The organism is Pseudomonas sp. Snoq117.2, assembly GCF_900110545.1.
Classification (GTDB): domain Bacteria; phylum Pseudomonadota; class Gammaproteobacteria; order Pseudomonadales; family Pseudomonadaceae; genus Chryseomonas; species Chryseomonas benzopyrenica.
Genome location: NZ_FOED01000002.1, coordinates 274,788 through 296,401 on the forward strand (window position 1 = coordinate 274,788; position 21,614 = coordinate 296,401).

The window sequence follows — 21,614 nt, forward strand, 5'->3', positions numbered from 1 at the left end:
CCGGGGCGGCCAAGCGCCAGTATCCAGTGAACGGCTCGCCTGCTCGGGCGGTCTGTTGGCTGCAACAACTGGTTACGGTCAGGTCCGCTCATGTCCCTTGCGCGAAAGTCGCGTCGTTCTTCTCTCCATCCGGGGAGCACCTCGAGGCGCCGCCTGGCGGTCGGGCCCCTGGCTGGCCTGCTGCTGGCCGCTTCGCTCTCTGGCTGTTCGCCGCTGCAGCACGGCTTTCTCGCCCCGGCCGGTCTCGCCGCCAGTGGCGAACGCGACCTGCTGCTGTGGATTGTCGGCCTGGCGCTGGTGGTGGTCCTGCCGGTGATCCTGCTCACCCCGCTGATCGTCTGGCGCTATCGCCACGGCAACAGGCGCGCCGCCTACCGGCCACGCTGGGAATTCTCTTGGCTGCTGGACATCTTCGCCTGGGGCGTGCCGGCGCTGATCGTCGCGGTGCTGGCGGTGCTGGTCTGGACCCGCACCCACAGCCTGGACCCCTATCGCTCGCCGACACCCGGCGTGACGCCGCTGGAGGTCCAGGTGATCGGGCTGGACTGGAAGTGGCTGTTCCTCTATCCCGAACAGGGGATCGCGACGGTCAATGAACTGGTCCTGCCGGCAGGTCGTCCGGTGCAGCTCAGGCTCACCAGCGATACGGTGATGCAGTCCCTGCTGCTGCCGCGCCTGGGGGGCCAGATCTATGCCATGGCCGGCATGCAGACCCAGCGCTATCTGCAGATTCCCGTGCCCGGCCAGTTCGAGGGTCGCAATGCCCAGTACAGCGGTGAGGGCTTCCAGGATCAGCACTTCCCGATCCGGGTGCTGGCGGAGGCGGATTTCCAGGCCTGGACCCAGCACATGAGCCAGGCTCGCGAGGTACTGGACTGCGCTCATTACCAGGTGCTGGCCCGTCCCGGCACCCTGGAGCAGGCCGCCCAGCTGCGCCTGACCCAACCCGCCCTTTTCACCTGGGTGCTGGCGCGCTATCGCCAGGATCCGGTACCCGCCTGCGATACCTTCACCGGAGCCGCCCATGACTGATTCCTCGGCCCTCTGGCATCTGCTGTTCGGCCGCCTGGGCTACGACGCCCTGCCCTTCTACAGCCTGGTCGCCACCTGCGGCGCCAGCGTGGTGATCCTCGGCGCCCTGGCTACCGCCGGGGTGATCACCTGGCTCGGCAAGTGGCGCTATCTCTGGCAGGAGTGGTTCACCAGCCTGGACCACAAGCGCATCGGCATCATGTATGTGGTGCTGGCCCTGGTGATGTTCAGCCGCGGCGTGGTGGAAGGGGTGATGATGCGCACCCAGCAGGCCCTGGCCATCGACGCGCCGGGTTATCTGCCGCCGGAACACTTCGGCCAGCTGTTCAGCACCCACGGCACCATCATGGTGTTCTTCGTCGCCATGCCCTTCCTCACCGGGCTGATCAACTTCGTCATGCCGCTGCAGATCGGCGCCCGCGACGTGCGCTTTCCCCTGCTCAACGCCATCAGCCTCTGGCTGACCGTGGCCGGGGCGGCGCTGGTGATGGTGTCCTTGGTGCTGGGGCGCTTTTCCACCGGTGGCTGGAGCGGCTATCCGCCCTACACCGGTGCCGAGTACCAGCCCGGCGTCGGGCCCGACTACTGGATCTGGGCCCTGACCCTGAGCTCCTTGGGCAGCACCCTGACCGGCCTCAACTTCGCCGTCACCCTCTACAAGGAACGGGCGCCCGGCATGCGCCTGTTCCATATGACGCTGTTCAGCTGGACGGCACTATGCACCAGCATCCTGATGATCTTCGCCATGCCGCCGCTGACCGTGGCCACCCTGCTGCTGGCCCTGGACCGCTACCTGGACTTCCACTTCTTCACCAATACCCAGGGCGGCAACCTGATGAACTACATCAACCTGTTCTGGCTGTTCGGCCACCCGGAGGTGTACATCCTGATCCTGCCGGCCTTCGGGGTGTTCTCCGAGGTCTTCGCCACCTTTTCCACCAAGCGTCTCTATGGCTATCACTCGCTGGTCTGGGCCACCCTGGTGATCGCCGTGTTGTCCTTTACCGTCTGGCTGCACCACTTCTTCACCATGGGCCAGAGCCCCAAGATCAACGCCGCCTTCGGCATCGCCACCATGCTCATCGGCATTCCCACCGGGGTGAAGATCTACGACTGGATGGCAACCATGTTCCGCGGTCGCATCCGCCTGACCACGCCGCTGATCTACGCGGTAATGTTCATCATGCTGTTCGTCATCGGCGGCCTTACCGGCATCACCCTGGCCACACCGCCGGTGGACTATCAGGTGCACAACACCGTGTACCTGGTCGCCCACTTCCACAACATGCTGATCCCCGGAATGCTGTTCGGCATGCTGGCCGGCTATCACTTCTGGTTTCCCAAGGCCTTCGGCTTTCGCCTCGACGAGCGCTGGGGCCGCATCGCCGCCCTGAATTTCGGCCTGGGCTTCCTGCTCGCTTTCATGCCGCTGTACGTGCTGGGCGTCTCCGGCCTGCCGCGGCGCAGCCAGGCGATCCACAATCCCGATTTCGCCCCGCTGCTGTGGGTCGCCGAGCTGGGCGCGGTGATCCTGCTCGCCGCCCTGGCCAGCCTGGTGATCCAGCTGGTGGTGAGCATCCGCCGGCGCGACAGTACGCGGGTGCCGGTGGGCGATCCCTGGAATGGCCGCACCCTGGAATGGGCCGTGGCCGCGCCGCCGCCGGAATACAACTTCGCCGTGCCGCTGCCGATCAACGACCGGGATCCCTTCACCTGGCTCAAGGAACAGGGCCTGGCCTACGACCGGCCGCGGACCTATGCCGATCTGGTGCTTCCCAAGAACAGTGCCGTCCCGGTCATCGTCGGCGCGGCGGGCTTCGCCTGCGCCTTCGGCCTGGTCTGGCACATCGGTTGGATGGCGGTACTGGGGCTGCTGGTGGCCTGGGGGGCGGTGATCGCCCGCAGTTTCCAGCGCGATACCGAGCGACTGATCTCGGCGGCGGACGTTCGGCGCGAACATGAGGCCTGGCTGGATGAGGTCGCCGCGACCCGCCCCGTCACGCGCGACGAGGAAACCGGGCCGGGCAATCGTGGCCTGGCGGAGATGGGGCCATGAGTTCGCGTGATATGAACCACGCCGGCCTCAACGTCGGTCACACCGATCACGCGACCCACGCCGAGGCCGAATACTCGCTGTTCGGCTTCTGGATCTTCCTGATGAGCGACGCCCTGGTGTTCGCGCTGCTGTTCGCCATCTACGCGACGCTGCAGCACGCCACCGCCGGGGGCCCGGTCGCCCGGGACGTCTTCGAGATCGGCAGTGTCACCCTGCAGACCCTGGTGCTGCTGGCCAGCAGCTTCACCTATGGCCTGGCGTCCCTGGCCATGAAGTACCACGAGGGTCGCCTGCGGCCCCTGGTGACCTGGCTGCTGGTGACCCTGGCGCTGGGCCTGGTCTTTCTGGGCCTGGAGGTGCACGACTTCCTCAGCATGGCGGACAAGGGCGCCCTGCCCCAGCGCAGCGCCTTTCTCTCGGCCTTCTTCGCCCTGGTGGGCATGCACGGGGTGCACGTCGCCAGTGGCTGTCTGTGGCTGGTGGTGATGCTGGTGCAACTCAGGGTGTTCGGCCTGGATACGCCGGTGAAGACCCGGCTGATGCGGCTGGGCCTGTTCTGGCATTTTCTCGATATCGTCTGGGTAGCCATCCTCTCGGTGGTCTACCTGCAGGGGCTGCTGCCATGAAGAGAGATGACTATCGTCGGGAGCTGACGAGCTACGTGATCGGCCTGCTGCTGGCGGTGACGCTGAGCCTGATCCCCATCGGTCTGGTGCTCTTCCCGAGCTGGCCGCGCGGCACCACCCTGGGGGTCATCTTCGGCCTGGGTCTGCTGCAGATCCTGGTGCACCTGCGCTGCTTCCTGCATATCAGCCTGGGCCGCTCGCACCGCCACGACCTCTATCTGCTCTTGTTCACCAGCCTGATCCTGGTGCTGATGGTGGTGGGCAGCCTGGTGGTGCTCGGCGATCTGCAGCACCGCATGCATTGATCGGCTTGCCGCCCGACTGCGCGGCAAGCCGATCCTTCTCGCACCTTACTGGGTACGCGTCACGCGCCAGACGGTGTTGGCCAGGTCGTCGGCGATGAGGACGCCACCGCGCTGATCCACCGCCACCCCGACCGGTCGGCCGCGGGTCTTGCCGTCGTCGCCGTAGAACCCGGTAGCGAAGTCGATGGGCTCGCCGGCCGGACGGCCCTGCTGGAAGGGCACGAAGACCACGCGGTAGCCCACCGGCTTGTCGCGGTTCCAGCTGCCGTGCTCGCCGACGAAGACGCCATCGGTGAACTGCCCACCCACCGCCGCGGTGGAAAAGGTCACGCCCAGGGCGGCGACGTGGGAGCCCAGGCTGTAGTCGGGTTTGATGGCGGCGGCCACCTTGGCCGGATCCTGCGGCTGGGCGCGGGTGTCGACGTTCTGCCCCCAGTAGCTGTAGGGCCAGCCATAGAAGCCGCCTTCGCGGATGGAGGTCAGGTAGTCCGGCACCAAGTCCGGGCCGATCTCGTCGCGCTCGTTGGCCACCGCCCAGAGCTGGCCGCTGTCGGGCTGTATGGCCAGGGCGGTGGGATTGCGCACCCCGGTGGCATAGTTCTTGTGCGCACCGCTCTGGGCATCGATCTGCCAGATCACCGCGCGATCCACCTCGACGTCCATGCCGCGCTCGCCAACGTTGCTGTTGGAGCCGATGCCCACATAGAGATAGCGACCATCGGCGCTGGCGGCCAGGGACTTGGTCCAGTGGTGGTTGATCGCCGCCGGCAGCTCGACCAGCTTGTCCGGCGCGCCGCTGGCCTGGGTCTGGCCGTCCTGATAGGGAAAGCTGACCAAGGCATCCTGGTTGGCCACGTAGATCCGGCCGTTAGCGAAGGCCAGGCCATAGGGCGCATTGAGATTCTCGGCGAACACCGTCTTGAGTTCGTACTTGCCGTCGCCATCGGCGTCGCGCAGCAGGGTCAGGCGATTGCCGCCCTTCACCTGGGTGTTGCCCTGGGCCTTGATGTAGCCGGCGATGACGTCCTTGGGCTTCAACTTGGGCGCGTTGCCGCCCCGGCCTTCGGCCACCAGGATGTCGCCATTGGGCAGCACCAGCATCTGTCGCGGAATGCGCAGGTCGGTGGCGATGGCGGTGATGGTGTAGCCCTGGGGAACACGCGGGGTGCGATCGCCCCAGGGTGCAGGCTCGGCGATCTTCATGCTCGGCAGGAGGCCGCGCTGGGGCTCGGGCAGCTTGGGATCGGGTCCGCGGGCCTGGGTGTCGGCGCCGCCCTCGTTGCCGCAGGCGGCCAGCAGCACGGCCAGACCCAGGACGCTCAAGACTCGTGGAGTGCTCATCGGACCACCTCCGAACGCAGGCTGGAGAGACCGATCCAGGCAGCCACCAGGCTCAGCACCGACACGATCACCGAGAGGATCAACCCGGCGGGCATCACCGCCCAGGCGTCCTTGGCGTGCTCGAAGGCATTGACCAGCCCCAGCACCCAGGCCAGCAGCAGCAGGAGGAAATAGGCCGCCGGCCGGCGACCACGGAAGCGCGCGCTGAACAGATTGCCGAGGGCGAACAGCAGGGCCAGCCCGGACAGCAACAGCGCCCCGGCGATCAGCCAGGCGGCGAAGTTGGCCCACTGGATCTGCTGGGTCTGGTAGTAGGCGATATCGCTGAGCAGGCCGCCGATGAACAGCGGGACGGAGCCGGCCAGCAGCAGCGCGTGCAGCGGGCCGGGCCGGACAGGGTGGTAATGATGGGCAGCTACGGTCACTGACGACTCCTTTTCATGACGGGACGTGGCAGGGCCGGGCAGCCACTGCGCGGCGCAAGACGCACTGAAAAGGATTGCGCGCGCCCGCGGTTAGTTCAGCCGTTTCGCCTGGCGGACACCTCTTGCAAAAGAAGAGATAATGACAGTCTCGTTGCAGCCACGGCCTCTGCCTGGCGCCTGTAGGGCCGAGCCGTCACTGCAATCCGCTGTCCAGTCGCCGACCGCCGGGCTGGACGTCACCTCCCACAGGAATCTTTCGCGCATGACCTCTTCCCGGTCCGTCGACCAGGCCTCCCGGCGCGCGGCCATCGTCCTCGCCTGCTGCCTGCCCAGCGACGTGCTGCTCTATCTCGTCCTCCCCATGTACGCCCCGGTCTTCGGCATCACCCTGATCGAGGCCGGCATCCTGCTGGCCGCCAACCGGGTGATCCGCATCGTCGGCTACCGCTATGTGGTGCAGCTCTATGCCCGCTTCGGCGATCGCCGCAGTCTTGTCGTGGCTTCCGCAGTGGCCGCCCTCTGCGCCCTGGGCAACGCCAATCTCTCGGGTTTCTGGGCACTGGTGGGGTTGCGCCTGGCCTGGGGCCTGAGCTTTGCCACCTTCAATCTGTCCACCCAGGTGCTGGCCACCGCCGATCCGGCCGGCGCCGCCCGGCGCACCGGTACGTCCCGGTCGCTGATCGCCATCGGTCCCATGCTGGCGCTCTCGGTGGGCGCCTGGCTGACCCTGCAGTACGGACCGCGCGCGGTGCTGCTGCTGAGCAGCGGGCTTTGCCTGATCGGCCTGCTGCTGGCCCTGGGACTGCCCCGCGCCGGGCACGAGTTGCCAGCGCCCGGACGCCGCCTGCGCTGGCCGGATCGCATTGTCACCTGGTCCTTCATCGAAGGGGTGACCCTGGACGGCCTGTTCATCTTTGGTCTATCGGCCTTTTCCCAGGCGGTACTCGGAGGCAATGCCGTGCTGGTCGCCGGGCTGCTGATGGCGCTGCGTTATCTGTCCGACATGCTGCTCAGCCCGCTCGGCGGGCGGGCGGCGGATCGCTATGGCGCGGCGCCCATGCTGGTGGTCTGCTCTACGCTGACCGCGCTTTTCCTGATCGCCTTCGGCTTTCACTGGCTGATCCTCGGCGCCGGCGGGGTGCTGATCCTGCGCGCCCTGCAGATCCCCCTGGTGGTGACCCTGGTCGCCACCCGCCATCCCGGTCAGGCCCGGCTGCCGGCGCTGGCCTCCAACGCCATGTGGCGCGACGTGGGCGCCAGCGTCGGTCCGCTGCTGGCCGGGGCGCTCATTCCGCTGGTGCCCTCGACCCTGCTGTATCCGCTGTCCGGCCTGGCGATCCTGGCCAGCTCCCTGGCCTGCCTGCGACTGAAGCCGGCGAGCGAATGAGGCCGCCGGCCCTGGCACCGCTCCCGTGCGGGGCGGTGCCAGGGCCGGCTGCGGGCTACTTGCCCTTGGCCTGCAGCACCGGCTCGCTGACGCCCTTGACGCCGACCAGGGTCAGGCTGGTCAGCAGCACGTTCTGCGGACCCTGGTAGGCGTCCACCGGCTTGTACCATTCCGCCAGCGAGTGGGCACTGCCACCCTCCCCGCCACCGCTGATGGTCATGGCCGGAATGCCCAGCGACATGGCGGTGTTGGAATCGGTGCTGCCACCGCTGAGGGTGACCTTGGCGCCCTTGGTGACCGCTGCAATGGAGCGCTGCGCCGTCTGCACCATGGGCGAATCCTCCGCCGTGCCCCCGGCCGGACGATCGCCGATCAGCTTGATGTCCACCGAGATCTGGTCGGTCTCCCAGCGCTGGTTCTCTTCCTTCACCGCGTCCTGCACCAGGGCCAGGATCTCCTTCTCTTCGGCCAGCAGCGCGGCCTCTTCGTTGGATCTCATGTCCAGGGTCAGGCGCGCCTCGCCGGCGATGGCATTGACCGAGGTGCCGCCCTGCACCGTGCCCACGGTGAAGGTGGTCTTGGGTTCCTTGGGCGGACGGACCTCGGCGATCTTGGCGATGGCGCGACCCATGGCGTGGATGGCGCTGGGCCGGCCGAATTCGGCGAAGCTGTGGCCACCCGGTCCCTTGAAGGTCATCTCGTATCTGTGGCTGCCGGTACCGCGATTGACGATGCGGCGCACGTCGATGCCATCCACCGAGATGAAGCCGTCGATGCCCTGGCGATCCTTGAACAGCGCCTTCACCCCGCGCAGGTTGCCCAGCTCTTCCTCGCCCACGGTGCCGACGAAGACCAGGTCGCCCACCGTCTCGATGCCGCTCTTGTTGAGGGCGTCGATCACCGACAGCAGCGCCGCCAGGCCACGGGCGTCATCGCCGATGCCGGGGCCGTAGGTCCTGCCGTCCTTTTCCTTGAGGGTCAGGTCGGTGCCCTCGGGAAAGACCGTGTCCAGGTGCGCCGACACCACCAGCTGCGGCCCCTGACCACTGCCCTTGCGGGTGGCGATCACATAGCCTTCCGGGGCGATGCTGGCGTCCTTGAGACCCAGCTCCTGGAAGCGCTTGAGGTAATACTCGGCGCGCACCTTTTCCTTGAACGGCGGCGCGGGAATCTGGGCGATGTGCTTCTGTTCCGTGAAGGTCCGACCATCGTCGGCGCGCAGCGCTTCCAGCGCCTTGGCGACCCGGGCATCGCCCTGGACGGCGGACAGGGAACCCTCGACGCCCGGCGCAGCGGCCAGGGGCACCGCCAGGGTGGCGGTCGCGGCGGTGAGCACTAGAGCGGAAAAGCGGTTGGCCAAGGCCGAACGAGCAAAAGACATCTGGCACTCCCATTGCCTGAATTGGTATTCCGATCGAGCACAATCGTCAGACGAATGCGCCCTGCCTGACCCTAGGTGTACAAGAAGGAAAGGTCAAAGCGTCCGGCGCTCAGGGATATGCGACGTCGCTCAGGGTGCTCTTCGCGACTCAGGAGTCCAGAAACCTCCGTCCCTAGGCGGCCAGTCGCCGCAGTCGCGGGCGGATTGCGGCGCTGCGCTCGGCTAGGGCGGCATGCGGAAGGGTCGGCACGGGCAGAAGCGACGGGTAAGGCGTTATCGGAAATACCCGAAGCCGCCCTACGTCTTTAGGGAATCTTGGCGATGCAGGAAAGGAATGACCCGAAGTCCTGCATGCTTCACTCGGCCCGTCCGGCCTCGACCAGGTGCTCTCGCGCCCACTGCTCAGCACTGGTCACCGGAAAGCCGTGTCGGGCATTGAAGGTGGTCTCCATCGGCCAGGCGACGCCGCGGCCCTGGGCGAAGACGGCGCGGTACTTCCAGATGTGCTTGAGCTGCTCGTCAGGCTCTTTCTCCAGCTCATCCAGCAGTTGGGGAAGCGTCCACACCCGGGTGCTGAAGGGCCGCTGCAGCACCCGCTCCAGCAGCGCGGCCAACTCGCCATAGGCCAGGGTATCACCGGCGAGATAGACGATCTCGTTACGAAAGCGCGGCTCGAAAAACACGATCTCCGCCGTCAGCCTGCCGATATTCTCGGGCGTCGTCAGGGTCACCTGGGTATCCAGACTGCCCAGCGCCCTGACCGTATCCGTCACGAGATCGACGACCTCGAACGCGGGTTCGTACAGGAAGCTGGTAAACATCCCGGTGGAAATGATCACCCACTCGGTCTGGCTCTGGGCGCGCAGCAACTCGCGCACCTCGAGTTGCGCATCGAACAGGTCCTGGGGACTGCCACGACCGATGACGTCGTAGTCCACCCCGAATTGCCAGGGAAAGTAGCGTTTCACACCCGAGGCGAGTGCCGCACGCGCCAGCTTCATGGGGGTTTCCCGGCCAGCGACCATGCCGGCGCAGCCAATGACGGTATCGAATCGCGCGAAGACCGCCGCCAGTTCGGCGATGGAATCCTTGACCAGGTCGCCCGCCACCAGGGTGATGCCAAGCGCGCGCAGCTCTTCTATCTCCCTTTTCTTGCCAGCTTCCTGGCTGTCGAGGGTGGACTGGCGCAGCAACACGCTCACCTTCGAACCGGGTTTCTCCTTGGCAAGCCGGGCGAGATTGCGCAGTACCGGCAAGCCGAGTTCGCCTGCGCCAAGCACGAGAATGGATTGGGTAGCGGTAGGGAATGGGTTAGTCATCATGACTCCTGATGTCAGGTATAAGATGACTAAGGCTGGCAGACGCCAGCGGCGCTCAGAAGAAGGCACACGCGTGATACCAGGGGACGAGATGACCGATCTGGAACTCCTCCAACAGTCCGAAGCCATCTGCCAGACACTCAGGCGGGACGAAGACGGTGTACGCCGCGAGGTGCTGACCCATGCGGGCAGTCGCTGGTCCCTGGGGGTCCTGCATGCGCTGGGGGTCTATGGCGTCATGCGGCACGCCGAACTGGCGCGGCAACTGTCGGGCATCACTCAGCGAATGCTGACCAAGACCCTGCGCGCCCTCGAACGTGACGGCCTGCTGCTGCGGCACGACTTCGACGAAGTCCCGCCCCGGGTCGAATACGAGTTGACGCCGCTGGGCATGAGCCTGCTGCTCCGGATGACGCCCATCTGGACCTGGGTTATCGAGAATGTGGAAGATTTTCGGGCCGCGCGCCGCGCCTTCGATGAGCGAGGCCCGGAGAAGCCGGCGTGGCAATCGCCCAGACCGGTGCCGAACGAGCCTACTGGCGAAGACCCACGGGCTTGAGTGCAACCGCTACCCTCCACAGTGGCTGGCGCCCTGATCCGAGCCCGGCCTGTGAGCCCTGAGCGGATCAGGCCGCTCCGCCCCTGCTCGAACTTGCCCGCTCAGGAATCGACCCCATGAGACTCTCCCATCTGGACCACCTGGTCATCGTGGCACCGACCCTGGCCGCGGGCGCCCGGTATGTCGAGGAGCGCCTCGGCGTGGTGCTGCAGCCCGGCGGCCAGCATGCACGCATGGGCACCCACAACCTGCTGCTAGGGCTGGGGGACGGCTATCTGGAAGTCATAGCCCCGGACCCGGACGCGCCGCCGCCGACCAGACCGCGCTGGTTCGGGCTGGATGAGCTGGCACCGGATGCTGCGCCCCGCCTGGCCCACTGGGTGGCCGGGACCCAGGGCTTGGCGCAGGCGGATGCGCACCTCACGCGGACCTTCGGCCGCATCGAGTCGATGAGTCGCGGCGCGGTGGCCTGGCAGATCTCGATCCATGCCGATGGGCAGCTGCCACTGGGCGGGGTCCTGCCCAGCCTGATCGACTGGGGCGACGCCCGGCACCCGGCGGCTGGGCTGATCGATCAGGGCTGTCGCCTGCAGCGCCTAGAGCTCAGGCATCCCGATGCCGCGGGGCTCGGGCAGCAGCTGGAGGCGATCGGCTTTGCCGGACCCGTCGCGGTGCTGCCTGGGGAGAGACCCGGCTTGTTGGCCTACCTGGAGACGCCGACGGGTCTGAAGACCCTCTGACGGTCGGCCCCCAAACGGCGACCCCTCATCCGTTCAGCCCGGCACCACCAGTCCCTTGGCGCGGTAGGCGTCGATGTCGATGCCATAGGCACCCGAGGGCTTCACCTCGCGAACGCTGACCAGGCGGCCCTGCTCATCGAGCGGATTGCGCGCCAGGTCGAGCACCCGCTCCGGGCGCGGCTGCTTGCTGGCGTCCAGCACGATCAGCACGCGGGGCTTCAATTTGCTGCCGGCGTCGAAGCCGATGATGATGCCTACCTCGCCGGTGCTCAGCTCGACGATCTCGCCCGGCGGATAGACGCCGATCAGCTGGATGAAGGCCAGCACGACGACTTCGTCGAATTGCGTGCCCCGGGCTTCGAACAGTACGCGCAGGGCTTCCAGGCTGGAGCGGCCCTCGCTGTAGGGGCGATCGCTGGTGATGGCGTCGTAGGCGTCCACCACGGCGATGATCCTGGCCTTGAAGGGGATGCGGTGCGCCGGCAGCTGGCGGGGATAACCCTTGCCATCCATGCGCTCGTGGTGGGTATGGGCGACGTCGACGGCGGCCGGCGGCACCTCGCTGTTGGCCATCAGCAACTGATAGCCGTAGGTGGTATGGGCCTGCATGATGCGAAATTCTTCGTCGGTCAGGCGGCCTGGCTTGTTGAGGATCTCGTCGGGCACCTTGATCTTGCCGACGTCGTGCAGCATGCCGCACACCCCGAGTTCTTCCAGTTCGAGAGGCAGCAGGCCCAGCGCCTTGCCCAGGGCGATGGCATAGAGCGAGACGCGCAGGCAGTGCTCCGCGGTGTAGTGGTCGCGCTGCTTGATGCGCGCCAGCCAGAGGCTGGCCGCGGGGTGCTTGAGCACGCTTTCGACGCACTCGCCGACCGCGCGGCGCACTTCGCCGACGTCGAGTTCCTTGCCGAACTTGACGGCGTCGAGCATGCGCATCGACACGGCCCGGGCTTCACGCCACACCGGTTCGGTGGTCTTGACCTCATCCCGGTAGTCGATGGCATAGGTCTTGGCCTGAGCGCCTGCCGACAGGCTGGCGGACAGCGGCGTCACCGTATGGCTCTGGCGGCGATCCACCCAGACGAATTCGCAGGTCTCCTGCAGGGTGCGCAGGTCGTGCGCGTTCTGGATGGGAAAGCCTTGGAACAGGAAGGGCGTGCCCGCCCAGGGTCGATCCAGTTCGCAGACGTACATGCCCAGCTGCAATTGGGAGACAGGTACTCTGAGACTGTATTGGGGCAGCGCCATGGTTTCTCTGCGAGAGCGTCGAGGGACGAAACTAAATAGGTATTACAATAACCTTTGATACCAAAAAGCCACTACTCGGGAAAGCGCCCGGCGGGTTCGGGCCGATGAGCCGGCGAAACAGGGTGGCCAAAGGTAACCGAATGTAAGAAGAGCGGGCGCGCGACCGCTGTCAGCGCGCCCTGCCCCTCACGCCAGCTTGAAGCGGCGCACCAGCGTCTGCAGTTCACCGGCCAGTTCCGACAGCTGCTCGCTGGCGCCCACGGTTTCGCGGTTGCCATCGCTGGTCTGCACCGACAGATCGCGGATGCTGATGAGGTTGCGGTCCACCTCGCGGGAGACATGGGCCTGCTCTTCGGAGGCGGTGGCGATCTGCAGATTGCGCTCGTCGATCAGGCGCACGGCCTGGAGGATGTCGCTCAAGGCCGTGCCGGCTTCCTGGGCGATCACATAGGTGGCCTGGGCCTGGGTGGTGCTGAGCTGCATGGAATCCACGGCTTCGGCTGAGCCCTTCTGGATCGCCTGGATCATCTGCTCGATCTCGCGGGTCGAGGTCTGGGTGCGGTGCGCCAGGGCGCGGACCTCGTCGGCGACCACGGCGAAGCCGCGACCCTGCTCGCCGGCGCGGGCGGCCTCGATGGCGGCGTTCAGCGCCAGCAGGTTGGTCTGCTCGGCGATGGCGCCGATCACGCTGAGCACCTGGCTGATGTCCTGGGCTTGGCCGGCCAGGCCTTCGACCTGCACCGAGGTGGACTGCACCTGCTGGGTGAGGCGCTGCATGGCGTCGAGGGCTTGACCGACCTTGGCATTGCCGTTTTCCGCCGCCGCACTGGATTCCCGCGCAGCCTGGGAGGTGGAGGACGCATTGCGGGCCACCTCTTCCACCGCGGCGCTCATCTCGGTGACCGCGGTGGCGGCCTGGTCGATCTCGGCGTTCTGGCTCGCCAGGGCCCGACTGGCCTGGTCGGTGACGGCGTGCATGGTGCGCGCGGTGTCGCTCAGGCGGTTGGACGAACCGGAGATGCCATGCAGGGTGTCCTTGAGGTTGTCCTGCATCTGCGCCAGGGCGCGCATCAGGCCGGCGGCTTCGTCCCTGCCGCTGGGATCTATCTTGCCGGTCAGCTCGCCCTGGGCGATGGCGTCGGCCACGGCCAGGGAAGCCCCGATCGGCTGGGCCAGGCTGCGGGTCAGGCGCCAGGCCAGCAGCAGGGTCACCAGCACGGCCAGCAGCATGATGCCGACGACAATGCTGACGCTGCGGTCATAGATGCCGGTGGCTGCTGCACCTGCCTGACGGGCGCCTTCGCTGTTGAACTCGCGCAGCCGGGTCAATTGCTCCTGATAGCCTTCGGCGCGCTGGCGCTGCTCGCCATTGGCCAGTTTGAGGGCCTCGGCGCGATCGCTGGCGGCCAGGGTCACGACCCGATCCAGTCCGTCCAGATAGCCTTTCATCTGCAGCGCGGCCTGGTCGAAGTTGCTGCGTTCCTCGGCGGTGGAAATCAGGTGGTCACGGTAATAGGCCGTCCGGGCGTTCATCAGATCGCGATTCACCTGGATCTGCCGGGTGGCGAGGGCCATGGCGGCACTGTCCTCGCTGGCCAGCAGCCGGATGCTTTCGAGGCGGGTGTGCAGCAGCGCGACCTGGATGTCATCGGTGGTCTGGACGCTCGCCAGCCATTCGGCCTCCATTGCCTGCTCGGTGGCGCGCAGGGCCTTGAGCTGGACCAGGGCGAAGGCGCCGAGCAGCATCACGAACAGGGTGACTGTGCCAAAGCACAGGATGGCGCGGGGGGCGATGCGTAGCTGACGAAGGTTCAAGACGGGCTCCTTGAATCGGCGGAAGGCGATCCTCTAACGCCCGTATCGACTGACTAATTTCTTTCTTTAGCGCGTCAGCGATTGGCGCGACAAGAAAGCTGTGGAGGTTGTCCAGCGGCTGTATGGCGCGTCGCAACGGCCTAGCCGCGTGACGCCTCCAGTCGCTCGACCATCTTGACCAGCTCCGCCAGGGAGCCGGCCTGCAACTTGCGCATGAGGGCCGCGCGACGCACCTTGACGGTGATCTCGCTGACCCCCAGTTGAGCGGCGATCTGCTTGTTGAGCAGTCCGGTCACCACCCGCGCCAGTACCGCGCGTTCGCCCTCGTTGAGGGTGTCGAGGCGGGCCTGCAGCTCCTGCAAGCGCTGGCGCTGAGCATGGGCCTCCTGCGCCCTGCGCAGTGCCTGGCCGATGGCATCGAGCAGGTCCTGGTCACGAAACGGCTTGGTGAGGAATTCCAGGGCGCCCTGCTTCATCGCCCGAACCGACATGGGGATGTCGCCATGGCCGGTGATGAAGATGATCGGCAAGGCCAGGCCACGCCGCTGCAATTCCTGCTGCAGGTCCAGGCCGTTCATGCCGGGCATGCGCACGTCCAGCACCAGGCAGCCCGGTTCGTCCAGCCTGGCCCGGTCGAGAAAGTCGGCGGCCGAAACATAGCTGCGGGTGCTGAGCCCCACGGACGCCAGCAGGTCTTCCAAGGCGGCGCGGACCGAGGCGTCGTCGTCCACCAAGTGGACCAGGGTGGGCTGGATCTGGTCGGTCATGCTCGCTGAGGTCATGGTTGTGGATCCTTGGGCAGGCTGCAATAGACCCCGGTGCCGCCTTCCGGCAGCGAGGTGGCCCAGATCCGCCCGCCATGGGCTTCGACGATGGAGCGACTGAGCGCCAGTCCCAGGCCCATGCCCTGCGCCTTGGTGGTGTAGAAGGCCTCGAACATCTGCTCACGCGCGCCGGGCGTCAAGCCGCGACCGCTGTCCTCCACGCCCAGGCGGATGGCGCCGGCGGTGTCCTGCCCCACCTGGATGACCAGCCGGCGCTGCTCGGGAGCGACTCCTTCGAGGGCATCCAGGGCATTGAGCAGCAGATTGAGGATGACCTGCTGCAACTGGCTCTCGTCGGCCAGCAGCGGCGGCAGGCCCTCCTGCAGGCGCACCTCCACGGCCACCTGGCGCTCGGCCAGTTCGGCGCGGACGAAATCCAGCACCTTCTCCACGGTAGCGGCGAGGTTGAGCCAATCTTTGGCCACCTGTGCCTGGCGCACCAGGCTGCGCACCCGGGCGATCACCGCGCTGGCGCGATGGGCGTCGTCGATGACCCGTTGCGCGGCCTGCACGGCGCGCTCCACCTGGGGCGGCTGATTGCTCAACCAGCGCTGGCAGGCATTGCCACTGGCGGCGATGGCGGTGAGCGGCTGGTTCACCTCATGAGCGATGGAAGCGGCCAATTCACCTAGCTGGCTCAGGCGTCCGGCCTGGACCAGCCGGGCGCGGGCCGCATCGGCGGCGCGCTTGGCCGCCTCCAGGCGCAGCGACAGCGCCGCGACCGCGACGATGGCCAGGAGGCTGATGATGCAGTTGACCAGCCCGGCCTCGCGGTCGCCGGTACGGGTGGCCAGGTAGCTGCAGAGCACCAGCCCCGCGCAACCCAGCGCCGTGACCGTGACCCCGCGGGTGGACAGGAAACCCGCGGCCAGGAGCACCACGACCACCTGGAAGACACCAATGGCGATCTCCCGATCGGTCAGGGTGTCCAGTAAGGCAATGCCCAGCGCCAGGGCGCAGAGCCCCCCGAGCCGTAGCCAGTGGGTGGTGGTGGCGAAGGGTCGTCGATCCATGGCCAGTTTCTCGTTCGTAGTCGCGTGGACGTCCTAGAGCGGCTAACAAAACGTAGCGAGCGGTTGTCAGGCGGGTGCGCGCGGCGCGCAGGAACCGCAGTGTACGAGCGGTACATGAGGATTCCGAGCACTGCACGCGCCCGTCTGGCGGACTCGCAGTAGTTTTATTAGTCGCTCTTAGCCCGGATTTTCCAGGCTGAACATGTCGGCCGCCTGATCATAGGCGAAGAGTTCACCATAGCGCCCCCACTGGATGACGCTGCCGAGGGTGCGCGCGGCGTCGGCTTCGTCCATGAAGTCCTCCAGCTCGTCGCGGAAGCGCCGCGCCGGCGCCGTGTGGCCCTGGCGATCGTCCAGCACCCGGCGGATATGGGCCACCAGGGGCACGAAGTTGAGCAACTGGCGGGCGAACAGCTGCTTGCGCACGTCCACCCCCGCCTCGACATAGGCGCGGCCGGCCGGCAGCAGGCGCAGATCGCCACCTTCGAGGACCGCCAGGCGCAGCAGCTGCAGCACCTCGGCCAGGGGAAAGAGCTCGTCCAGTGCATAGCCCAGGCCGCCGGCCAGTTCCGGCAGGTCGGCGCGACCGTCGTAGGGCGCGGCCTGGACCGCTTCCAGCAGACCGGCCAGGGCGTTGGTGGACACGGTCGGCAGCCGCATGCCCAGGCCGTTGCCGGGAACGCCCCCTTCGTGGGGCGCCGGCGTGGTCTCGCCGGTCATGCGCACATAGATTTCCTCCACCAGTTCGCGGAAAGCCGGATCGTGGCGATTGCGCGGCTGCGGCAAGTCGATACGGATCTCGCTGGCGACGCGGCCGGGATTGCTGGAGAAGATCAGCACCCGATCGCAGAGCAGCACCGCCTCGGCGATGTTGTGGGTGACCATGAGGATCGAGCGGATCGGCATGCGCCCCTCGACCCAGAGGTCGAGCAGGTCGGTGCGCAGGGTCTCGGCGGTGAGCACGTCCAGCGCCGAGAAGGGTTCGTCCATCAGCAGCACGTCCGGGTGCACTACCAGGGCACGGGCCAGGCCGACGCGCTGGCGCATGCCGCCGGAGAGCTCCTTGGGATAGGCGCTCTCGAAGCCGTCCAGGCCGATCAGGTCGATGGCGGCCAGGGCGCGGCGACGGCGCTCGTCCAGCGGCACGTGCAGAGCTTCCAAGCCGATCTCGACGTTCTGCAGCACGGTCAGCCAGGGAAACAGCGCGAAGCTCTGGAACACCATGCTGACCCGGGCGCGCTGGCCGTCGTCCTTGGGCGGGAAAGCGACGGTGCCGCCGCTGGGGGTGAGCAGCCCGGCGATGGATCTGAGCAGGGTCGACTTGCCCGATCCGGAGCGACCCAGCAGGCCGACGATCTCGTTTTCGTGCAAGGTCAGGGACACTTCGTCCAGCACGACCCGGGCCGGGCCACCGGCGTTGCCGTACAGCTGGCGGACGTTCTGCACGTCGATGAGGGGACGCGGGTTCAAGGTAGGCAGGTTCATGGCAGGTCTCCTCTCAATCGAGCCGCAGGCGCCGTTCGGCGTAAGCATACAGGGGCCGCCAGAGCAGCCGGTTGAAACCGAGGACGAAGATCGACATCACCACGATGCCCAGGGCGACCCGGGGGAAGTCGCCGGCGGTGGTCATCTGCGCGATGTAGGCGCCCAGGCCATGGGCCTGCAGGCGTTCATTGCCCCAGCTCACCACCTCGGCGACGATGCTGGCGTTCCAGGAGCCGCCCGCGGCGGTCAGGGCGCCGGTGACGTAGTAGGGAAAGATCGCCGGCAGGGCCAGCTGCCGCCACCACTGCCAGTGCCTGAGGCCGAACAGCCGGGCCGCTTCGCGCAGGTCGTTGGGCAGCACGCTGGCGCCGGCGATGACGTTGAACAGGATGTACCACTGGGTGCCCAGCACCATCAGCGGCGACAGCCAGAGGTCCGGATCGAGGTGGAAGCTGACGATGCCCACCACCGCCACCGGGAACAGCACGTTGGCCGGGAAGGCGGCGAGGAACTGGGCCACCGCCTGCAAGCGCTGGAACCAGCCCGGGCGCAGGCCGATCCAGACGCCGATGGGCACCCAGATCAGGCTGGCGACGGCGATCAGCAACAGCACCCGGGCCATGGTCAGCAGACCCAGGCCGAGCACCGAGACCGCTTCCACCCAGTAGACGTCGGCGGCGATGAAGCGATACAGCGCATAGACGCCATAGGGCAGCACCAGCAGCAGCGCGCCGTACCAGAGCACGTCCAGCCCGCGTTGCAGCCAGGCGCGGCTTTGCGGCGCCAGGTGCCAGTGCGGCCAGGCGCGGCGGATCCGCGGGGTGGCGAGCTGGGTGCAGAAGCTGCCGAAGCCACCCAGCATGCGGCCCAGGCGCGCGCGGCGGACCAGGTCGTAGACCCAGGAGCGCGGCACCTGCTGGCTGGCGGTCTGCTCGACGCGGAAGCGATCGGCCCAGGCCACCACCGGGCGGAAGAACAGCTGGTCGTAGCCCAGGATCACCAGCCCCATGGCCAGCACCGCCCAGCCGATGGCGGCGATGTCCTGCCGGGCGATGGCCAGGGCCAGCCAGGAGCCGATGCCCGGCAGGTTGATGGTGTTGTCGCCCACGGTGATGGCTTCCGAGGCCACCACGAAGAACCAGCCACCGGACATGGACATCATGGTGTTCCATACCAGACCGGGGATGGCGAACGGCAGCTCGAGGCGAAAGAACCGCCGCCAGGGCGACAGCCCGAACTGGCGACTCACCTGCTGCAGGTCCTCGGGCACGGTGCGCAGCGACTGATAGAAGCCGAACGCCATGTTCCAGGCCTGGCTGGTGAAGATGGCGAAGATGGCCGCGCACTCGGCGCCCAGTTGCCGCCCCGGGAACAGGCCCAGGAAGAAGCTGACGGTAAAGGTCAGGAAGCCGAGGATGGGCACCGACTGCAGGATGTCGATGGCCGGCAGGATCAGCAGCTCGGCCTTGCGACTCTTGGCCGCCAGGGTGGCGAAGACGAAGGTGAACAGCAGCGAGGCGCCCAGGGCGATGAACATGCGCAGGGTGGTGCGCAGGGCGTACTCGGGCAGCCGCGCCAGGTCCAGGGTCATGGGATCGGCATCGAGCACGGCCAGGGGCGCGCGCATCTCGGCGACGCCATGCCAGACCAGCGCCAGGGCGATCAGCCCGAGTGCCAGGCAGAGGGCATCGGCCCACAGAGAGGTGGGACGTTGCCGCAGCGGGCGCGGCGCCACGGCAGGGGTGTAGAGGCCAGGAAGGGTCTTCATGGCGTACCTCTTTGAATGGGGGCCTTGGGAGAGCGGCCGACCCTGCCGCGCAGGGTCCGGACACCGGGCTAATCTAGGCTCGCCACCCCGTCCAAGCCATTGAAACGAAGGACGTTTGGCTATACCAAGGTATATCCCGCCCCGGCCCCGCCCTCGCCTGCTGCCCTGCGCGCCGGAGCCCGTCTCCAGAGCAGAAGCTTCATCGCGCTGTCATCGTCCCGACATCTGCCGCCGGCATTGTCTGCCCCCAATGAGATCGATCTCAAACGAGGCCGGCATGACCGATCTGAAACAGGTAGCGCAACAGGCCGGGGTCTCCCGGGCCACCGCGGCGCGCGCCTTCGCCAACCCCGAGCAGGTGCGCGAGAGCACCCGGCAGCGGGTGCTGGACGCCGCGCGCAGTCTCAATTTCCGTCCCAATCTGCTGGGTCGCCAGCTGCGTCAGCAGAGCACCCGGCTGATCGGCGTGGTGGTGCCCAGCCTGCTCAACCCGGTGTTCGCCGAACAGTTGCACGCCATGGAACGCACCGCGCGCAGTCAGGGCTATTCCCTGGTGATCGCCACCACCGACTACCAGCCCGAGCGCGAAGCGGCGGTGGTGGAGGAGCTACTGCGCCAGCGCGTCGCCGGCCTGGTACTGACGGTGGCCGATGCCGACCGTAGCGAGGTGCTGGCCGAGCTGAGCCAGGAGCAGACGCCCTTCATCCTGGCCTATCACGAACCCCAGCGCCCCTATGCGGCGGTGGCGGTGGACAACCGCCAGGGCATGGCCATGGCCACCGAGCACCTGCTCGGCCTGGGGCACCGCCGCATCGCCCTGGTCTCGGGACCGGCGCTGCAGTCGGATCGCAGCGAGCGCCGCTTCGCCGGCTATTGCCAGGCGATGGCCGCCGCCGGCCTGCCGACGCCGCCGCGCCTGGAGCTGGCCAGCCACACCGACGCCGACTGGGCGGAGCTGGCGCCGCTGCTGGAGCGTCACGCCCCGACCGCCTTGCTCTGCACCAACGATTTGCTGGCCATCAGCGTCATCGCCGAACTGCAGCGCCACGGGGTGCCCGTGCCTGATCAACTCTCGGTAGTGGGCTTCGATGGCATCGCCATGGGCGCCCGCCTCGAACCCAGCCTGTGCAGCGTCATGCAGCCCTTGCAGAGCCTGGGCGCCGTGCTCGTCACCGAATTGCTGGCGCTGATCGCCGGCAGTGCCACCCACCAACAGTGTCTGCCCTGCCTCGTCCGTCCCGGCACCAGTGCCGGCCCCTTCAAGGAGCCCTACCGATGAAATCACCCTTCCCCTTGCGTCGTCTCCTGGCCGGCGTCGCCCTGGCCTGTGGCCTGGCCAGCGCCCAGGCCGCCGAAACCGCCATCTGCTACAACTGCCCGCTGGAATGGGCCGACTGGGGCGCCCAGCTCAAGGCCATCGCCGCCGACACCGGCATCGAAGTCCCCCAGGACAACAAGAATTCCGGCCAGTCGCTGTCCCAGCTGGTGGCCGAACGCGAAGCCCCGGTGGCCGACGTCGTCTACTACGGGGTGACCTTCGGCATCCAGGCCGACAAGGCCGGGGTGCTGCAGCCCTACCAGCCCAAGCACTGGGACCAGGTCCCGACCGGCCTCAAGGACCCCAAGGGTGAATGGACCGCCATCCATTCCGGCACCCTCGGCTTCATGGTCAACACCCAGGCCCTGGGCGGCAAGCCGGTGCCGCAGCGCTGGGCCGACCTGCTCAAGCCAGAGTACCGCGGCCTGGTGGGCTACCTGGACCCCTCCAGCGCCTTTGTCGGCTACGTCACCGCGGTAGCGCTCAACCAGGCCCTTGGCGGCAACCTCGACGACTTCGGTCCGGCGCTGGGCTTCTTCAAGAAACTGGCCGCCAACGATCCCATCGTGCCCAAGCAGACCGCCTATGCGCGCCTGCTGTCCGGTGAGATCCCGATCCTGGTGGACTACGACTTCAACGCCTATCGCGCCCGCTACAAGGACCAGGCGCCGGTGGCCTTCGTCATTCCCCAGGAAGGCAGCCTGACGGTGCCCTACACCATGAGCCTGGTGAAGGGCGCGCCGCACCGCGCCAATGGCGAGAAGGTGCTGGACTATGTGCTGTCGGACAAGGGCCAGGCGCTCTGGGCCCAGGCCTATCTGCGCCCGGTGCGGGACGTGCCGCTGCCGGCCGAGGTCAAGGCGCGCTTCCTGCCCGCCGCCGACTATGCCCGCGCCGGCACCGTCGACTACGGCCACATGGCGGCGGTCCAGGAAGCCTTCGCCAAGCGTTACCAGGCCGAGGTGCGCTGAG

General features: G+C 67.3%; 19 protein-coding genes and 1 other RNA gene. 9 read left to right on the top strand and 11 right to left on the bottom strand.

The window, feature by feature from the left end; translation table 11 throughout:
- The first annotated feature begins 90 nt into the window (after nt 1-90).
- Genes BMZ43_RS07185 through BMZ43_RS07200 form a run of 4 tightly spaced genes read left to right on the top strand, consistent with a single transcriptional unit; the run spans nt 91 to nt 4,019 of the window.
- The gene (locus tag BMZ43_RS07185) at nt 91-1,032 is read left to right on the top strand and encodes a cytochrome ubiquinol oxidase subunit II (RefSeq protein WP_093251678.1); all 942 of its coding nucleotides are present in this window, start codon (nt 91-93) and stop codon (nt 1,030-1,032) included.
- Nucleotides 1,025-3,088 carry a cbb3-type cytochrome c oxidase subunit I gene (locus BMZ43_RS07190; protein ID WP_093251684.1) on the top strand — a complete coding sequence of 688 codons (2,064 nt, stop codon included), beginning with the start codon at nt 1,025-1,027 and terminating at the stop codon, nt 3,086-3,088. Before BMZ43_RS07185 ends, BMZ43_RS07190 begins: the two co-directional genes overlap by 8 nt.
- Nucleotides 3,085-3,714 carry a cytochrome (ubi)quinol oxidase subunit III gene (locus BMZ43_RS07195; protein ID WP_026083865.1) on the top strand — a complete coding sequence of 210 codons (630 nt, stop codon included), beginning with the start codon at nt 3,085-3,087 and terminating at the stop codon, nt 3,712-3,714. Before BMZ43_RS07190 ends, BMZ43_RS07195 begins: the two co-directional genes overlap by 4 nt.
- The gene (locus BMZ43_RS07200; RefSeq protein ID WP_017641225.1) at nt 3,711-4,019 is read left to right on the top strand and encodes a cytochrome o ubiquinol oxidase subunit IV; all 309 of its coding nucleotides are present in this window, start codon (nt 3,711-3,713) and stop codon (nt 4,017-4,019) included. Before BMZ43_RS07195 ends, BMZ43_RS07200 begins: the two co-directional genes overlap by 4 nt.
- 45 nt (nt 4,020-4,064) lie before the next feature.
- Here the strand turns inward: BMZ43_RS07200 and BMZ43_RS07205 are convergent, their stop codons facing one another.
- Both BMZ43_RS07205 and BMZ43_RS07210 read right to left on the bottom strand, forming a co-directional pair.
- Nucleotides 4,065-5,360 carry a PQQ-dependent sugar dehydrogenase gene (locus BMZ43_RS07205; protein ID WP_027602115.1) on the bottom strand — a complete coding sequence of 432 codons (1,296 nt, stop codon included), beginning with the start codon at nt 5,358-5,360 and terminating at the stop codon, nt 4,065-4,067.
- Nucleotides 5,357-5,785, bottom strand: a complete 429-nt coding sequence (locus tag BMZ43_RS07210; protein ID WP_093251689.1) for a DUF2231 domain-containing protein — start codon at nt 5,783-5,785, stop codon at nt 5,357-5,359. Before BMZ43_RS07210 ends, BMZ43_RS07205 begins: the two co-directional genes overlap by 4 nt.
- 262 nt (nt 5,786-6,047) lie before the next feature.
- Here BMZ43_RS07210 and BMZ43_RS07215 point away from each other — a divergent pair, with 262 nt between their 5' ends.
- Complete coding sequence (locus BMZ43_RS07215) at nt 6,048-7,172, top strand: MFS transporter (RefSeq protein WP_093251694.1); 1,125 nt, start codon at nt 6,048-6,050, stop codon at nt 7,170-7,172.
- 55 nt (nt 7,173-7,227) lie between these two features.
- Here BMZ43_RS07215 and BMZ43_RS07220 read toward each other — a convergent pair whose 3' ends face one another.
- Together BMZ43_RS07220 and BMZ43_RS07225 are read right to left on the bottom strand one after the other, a co-directional pair.
- A complete protein-coding gene (locus BMZ43_RS07220; RefSeq protein ID WP_093251698.1) occupies nt 7,228-8,553 on the bottom strand; it encodes a M20/M25/M40 family metallo-hydrolase in 1,326 nt (441 codons plus the stop codon).
- Between the two features lie 356 nt (nt 8,554-8,909).
- Nucleotides 8,910-9,872 (bottom strand): aromatic alcohol reductase, encoded by a 963-nt coding sequence (locus tag BMZ43_RS07225; RefSeq protein WP_093251702.1) that lies wholly within the window; start codon nt 9,870-9,872, stop codon nt 8,910-8,912.
- Nucleotides 9,873-9,963: 91 nt separating this feature from the next.
- Here BMZ43_RS07225 and BMZ43_RS07230 point away from each other — a divergent pair, with 91 nt between their 5' ends.
- Entirely contained in the window at nt 9,964-10,431 is a 468-nt protein-coding gene (locus BMZ43_RS07230; protein ID WP_093251707.1) for a winged helix-turn-helix transcriptional regulator, read from the top strand.
- A gap of 116 nt (nt 10,432-10,547) precedes the next feature.
- Nucleotides 10,548-11,171: a VOC family protein gene (locus BMZ43_RS07235; protein ID WP_093251712.1), complete on the top strand. Its 624-nt coding sequence runs from the start codon at nt 10,548-10,550 to the stop codon at nt 11,169-11,171.
- A gap of 33 nt (nt 11,172-11,204) precedes the next feature.
- On the opposite strand, the gene BMZ43_RS07240 is transcribed toward BMZ43_RS07235, so the two are convergent.
- The 7 genes from BMZ43_RS07240 to BMZ43_RS07270 form a co-directional block, all read right to left on the bottom strand.
- The gene (locus BMZ43_RS07240; RefSeq protein WP_027602108.1) at nt 11,205-12,419 is read right to left on the bottom strand and encodes a cyclic di-GMP phosphodiesterase; all 1,215 of its coding nucleotides are present in this window, start codon (nt 12,417-12,419) and stop codon (nt 11,205-11,207) included.
- A 186-nt stretch (nt 12,420-12,605) separates the two neighbouring features.
- Nucleotides 12,606-14,234, bottom strand: coding sequence for a methyl-accepting chemotaxis protein (locus BMZ43_RS07245; protein ID WP_093251716.1), 1,629 nt, complete (start codon nt 14,232-14,234; stop codon nt 12,606-12,608).
- Nucleotides 14,235-14,374: 140 nt separating this feature from the next.
- Nucleotides 14,375-15,016 (bottom strand): response regulator transcription factor, encoded by a 642-nt coding sequence (locus BMZ43_RS07250; RefSeq protein ID WP_093251724.1) that lies wholly within the window; start codon nt 15,014-15,016, stop codon nt 14,375-14,377.
- Nucleotides 15,013-16,071: a sensor histidine kinase gene (locus BMZ43_RS07255; RefSeq protein WP_093251728.1), complete on the bottom strand. Its 1,059-nt coding sequence runs from the start codon at nt 16,069-16,071 to the stop codon at nt 15,013-15,015. The genes BMZ43_RS07250 and BMZ43_RS07255 overlap by 4 nt, the downstream gene beginning before the upstream one ends.
- A 40-nt stretch (nt 16,072-16,111) precedes the next feature.
- Nucleotides 16,112-16,187, bottom strand: a non-coding RNA gene (locus BMZ43_RS07260) — sX9 sRNA.
- A 61-nt stretch (nt 16,188-16,248) separates the two neighbouring features.
- The gene (locus BMZ43_RS07265) at nt 16,249-17,556 is read right to left on the bottom strand and encodes an ABC transporter ATP-binding protein (protein WP_093251733.1); all 1,308 of its coding nucleotides are present in this window, start codon (nt 17,554-17,556) and stop codon (nt 16,249-16,251) included.
- Nucleotides 17,557-17,569: 13 nt separating this feature from the next.
- The gene (locus BMZ43_RS07270) at nt 17,570-19,324 is read right to left on the bottom strand and encodes an ABC transporter permease (RefSeq protein ID WP_093251739.1); all 1,755 of its coding nucleotides are present in this window, start codon (nt 19,322-19,324) and stop codon (nt 17,570-17,572) included.
- A gap of 277 nt (nt 19,325-19,601) precedes the next feature.
- Between BMZ43_RS07270 and BMZ43_RS07275 the strand changes: the two genes are divergently transcribed.
- Together BMZ43_RS07275 and BMZ43_RS07280 are read left to right on the top strand one after the other, a co-directional pair.
- Nucleotides 19,602-20,603, top strand: a complete 1,002-nt coding sequence (locus BMZ43_RS07275; protein WP_093251743.1) for a LacI family DNA-binding transcriptional regulator — start codon at nt 19,602-19,604, stop codon at nt 20,601-20,603.
- Complete coding sequence (locus BMZ43_RS07280; RefSeq protein ID WP_093251747.1) at nt 20,600-21,613, top strand: ABC transporter substrate-binding protein; 1,014 nt, start codon at nt 20,600-20,602, stop codon at nt 21,611-21,613. The genes BMZ43_RS07275 and BMZ43_RS07280 overlap by 4 nt, the downstream gene beginning before the upstream one ends.
- Nucleotide 21,614: the final 1 nt, after the last annotated feature.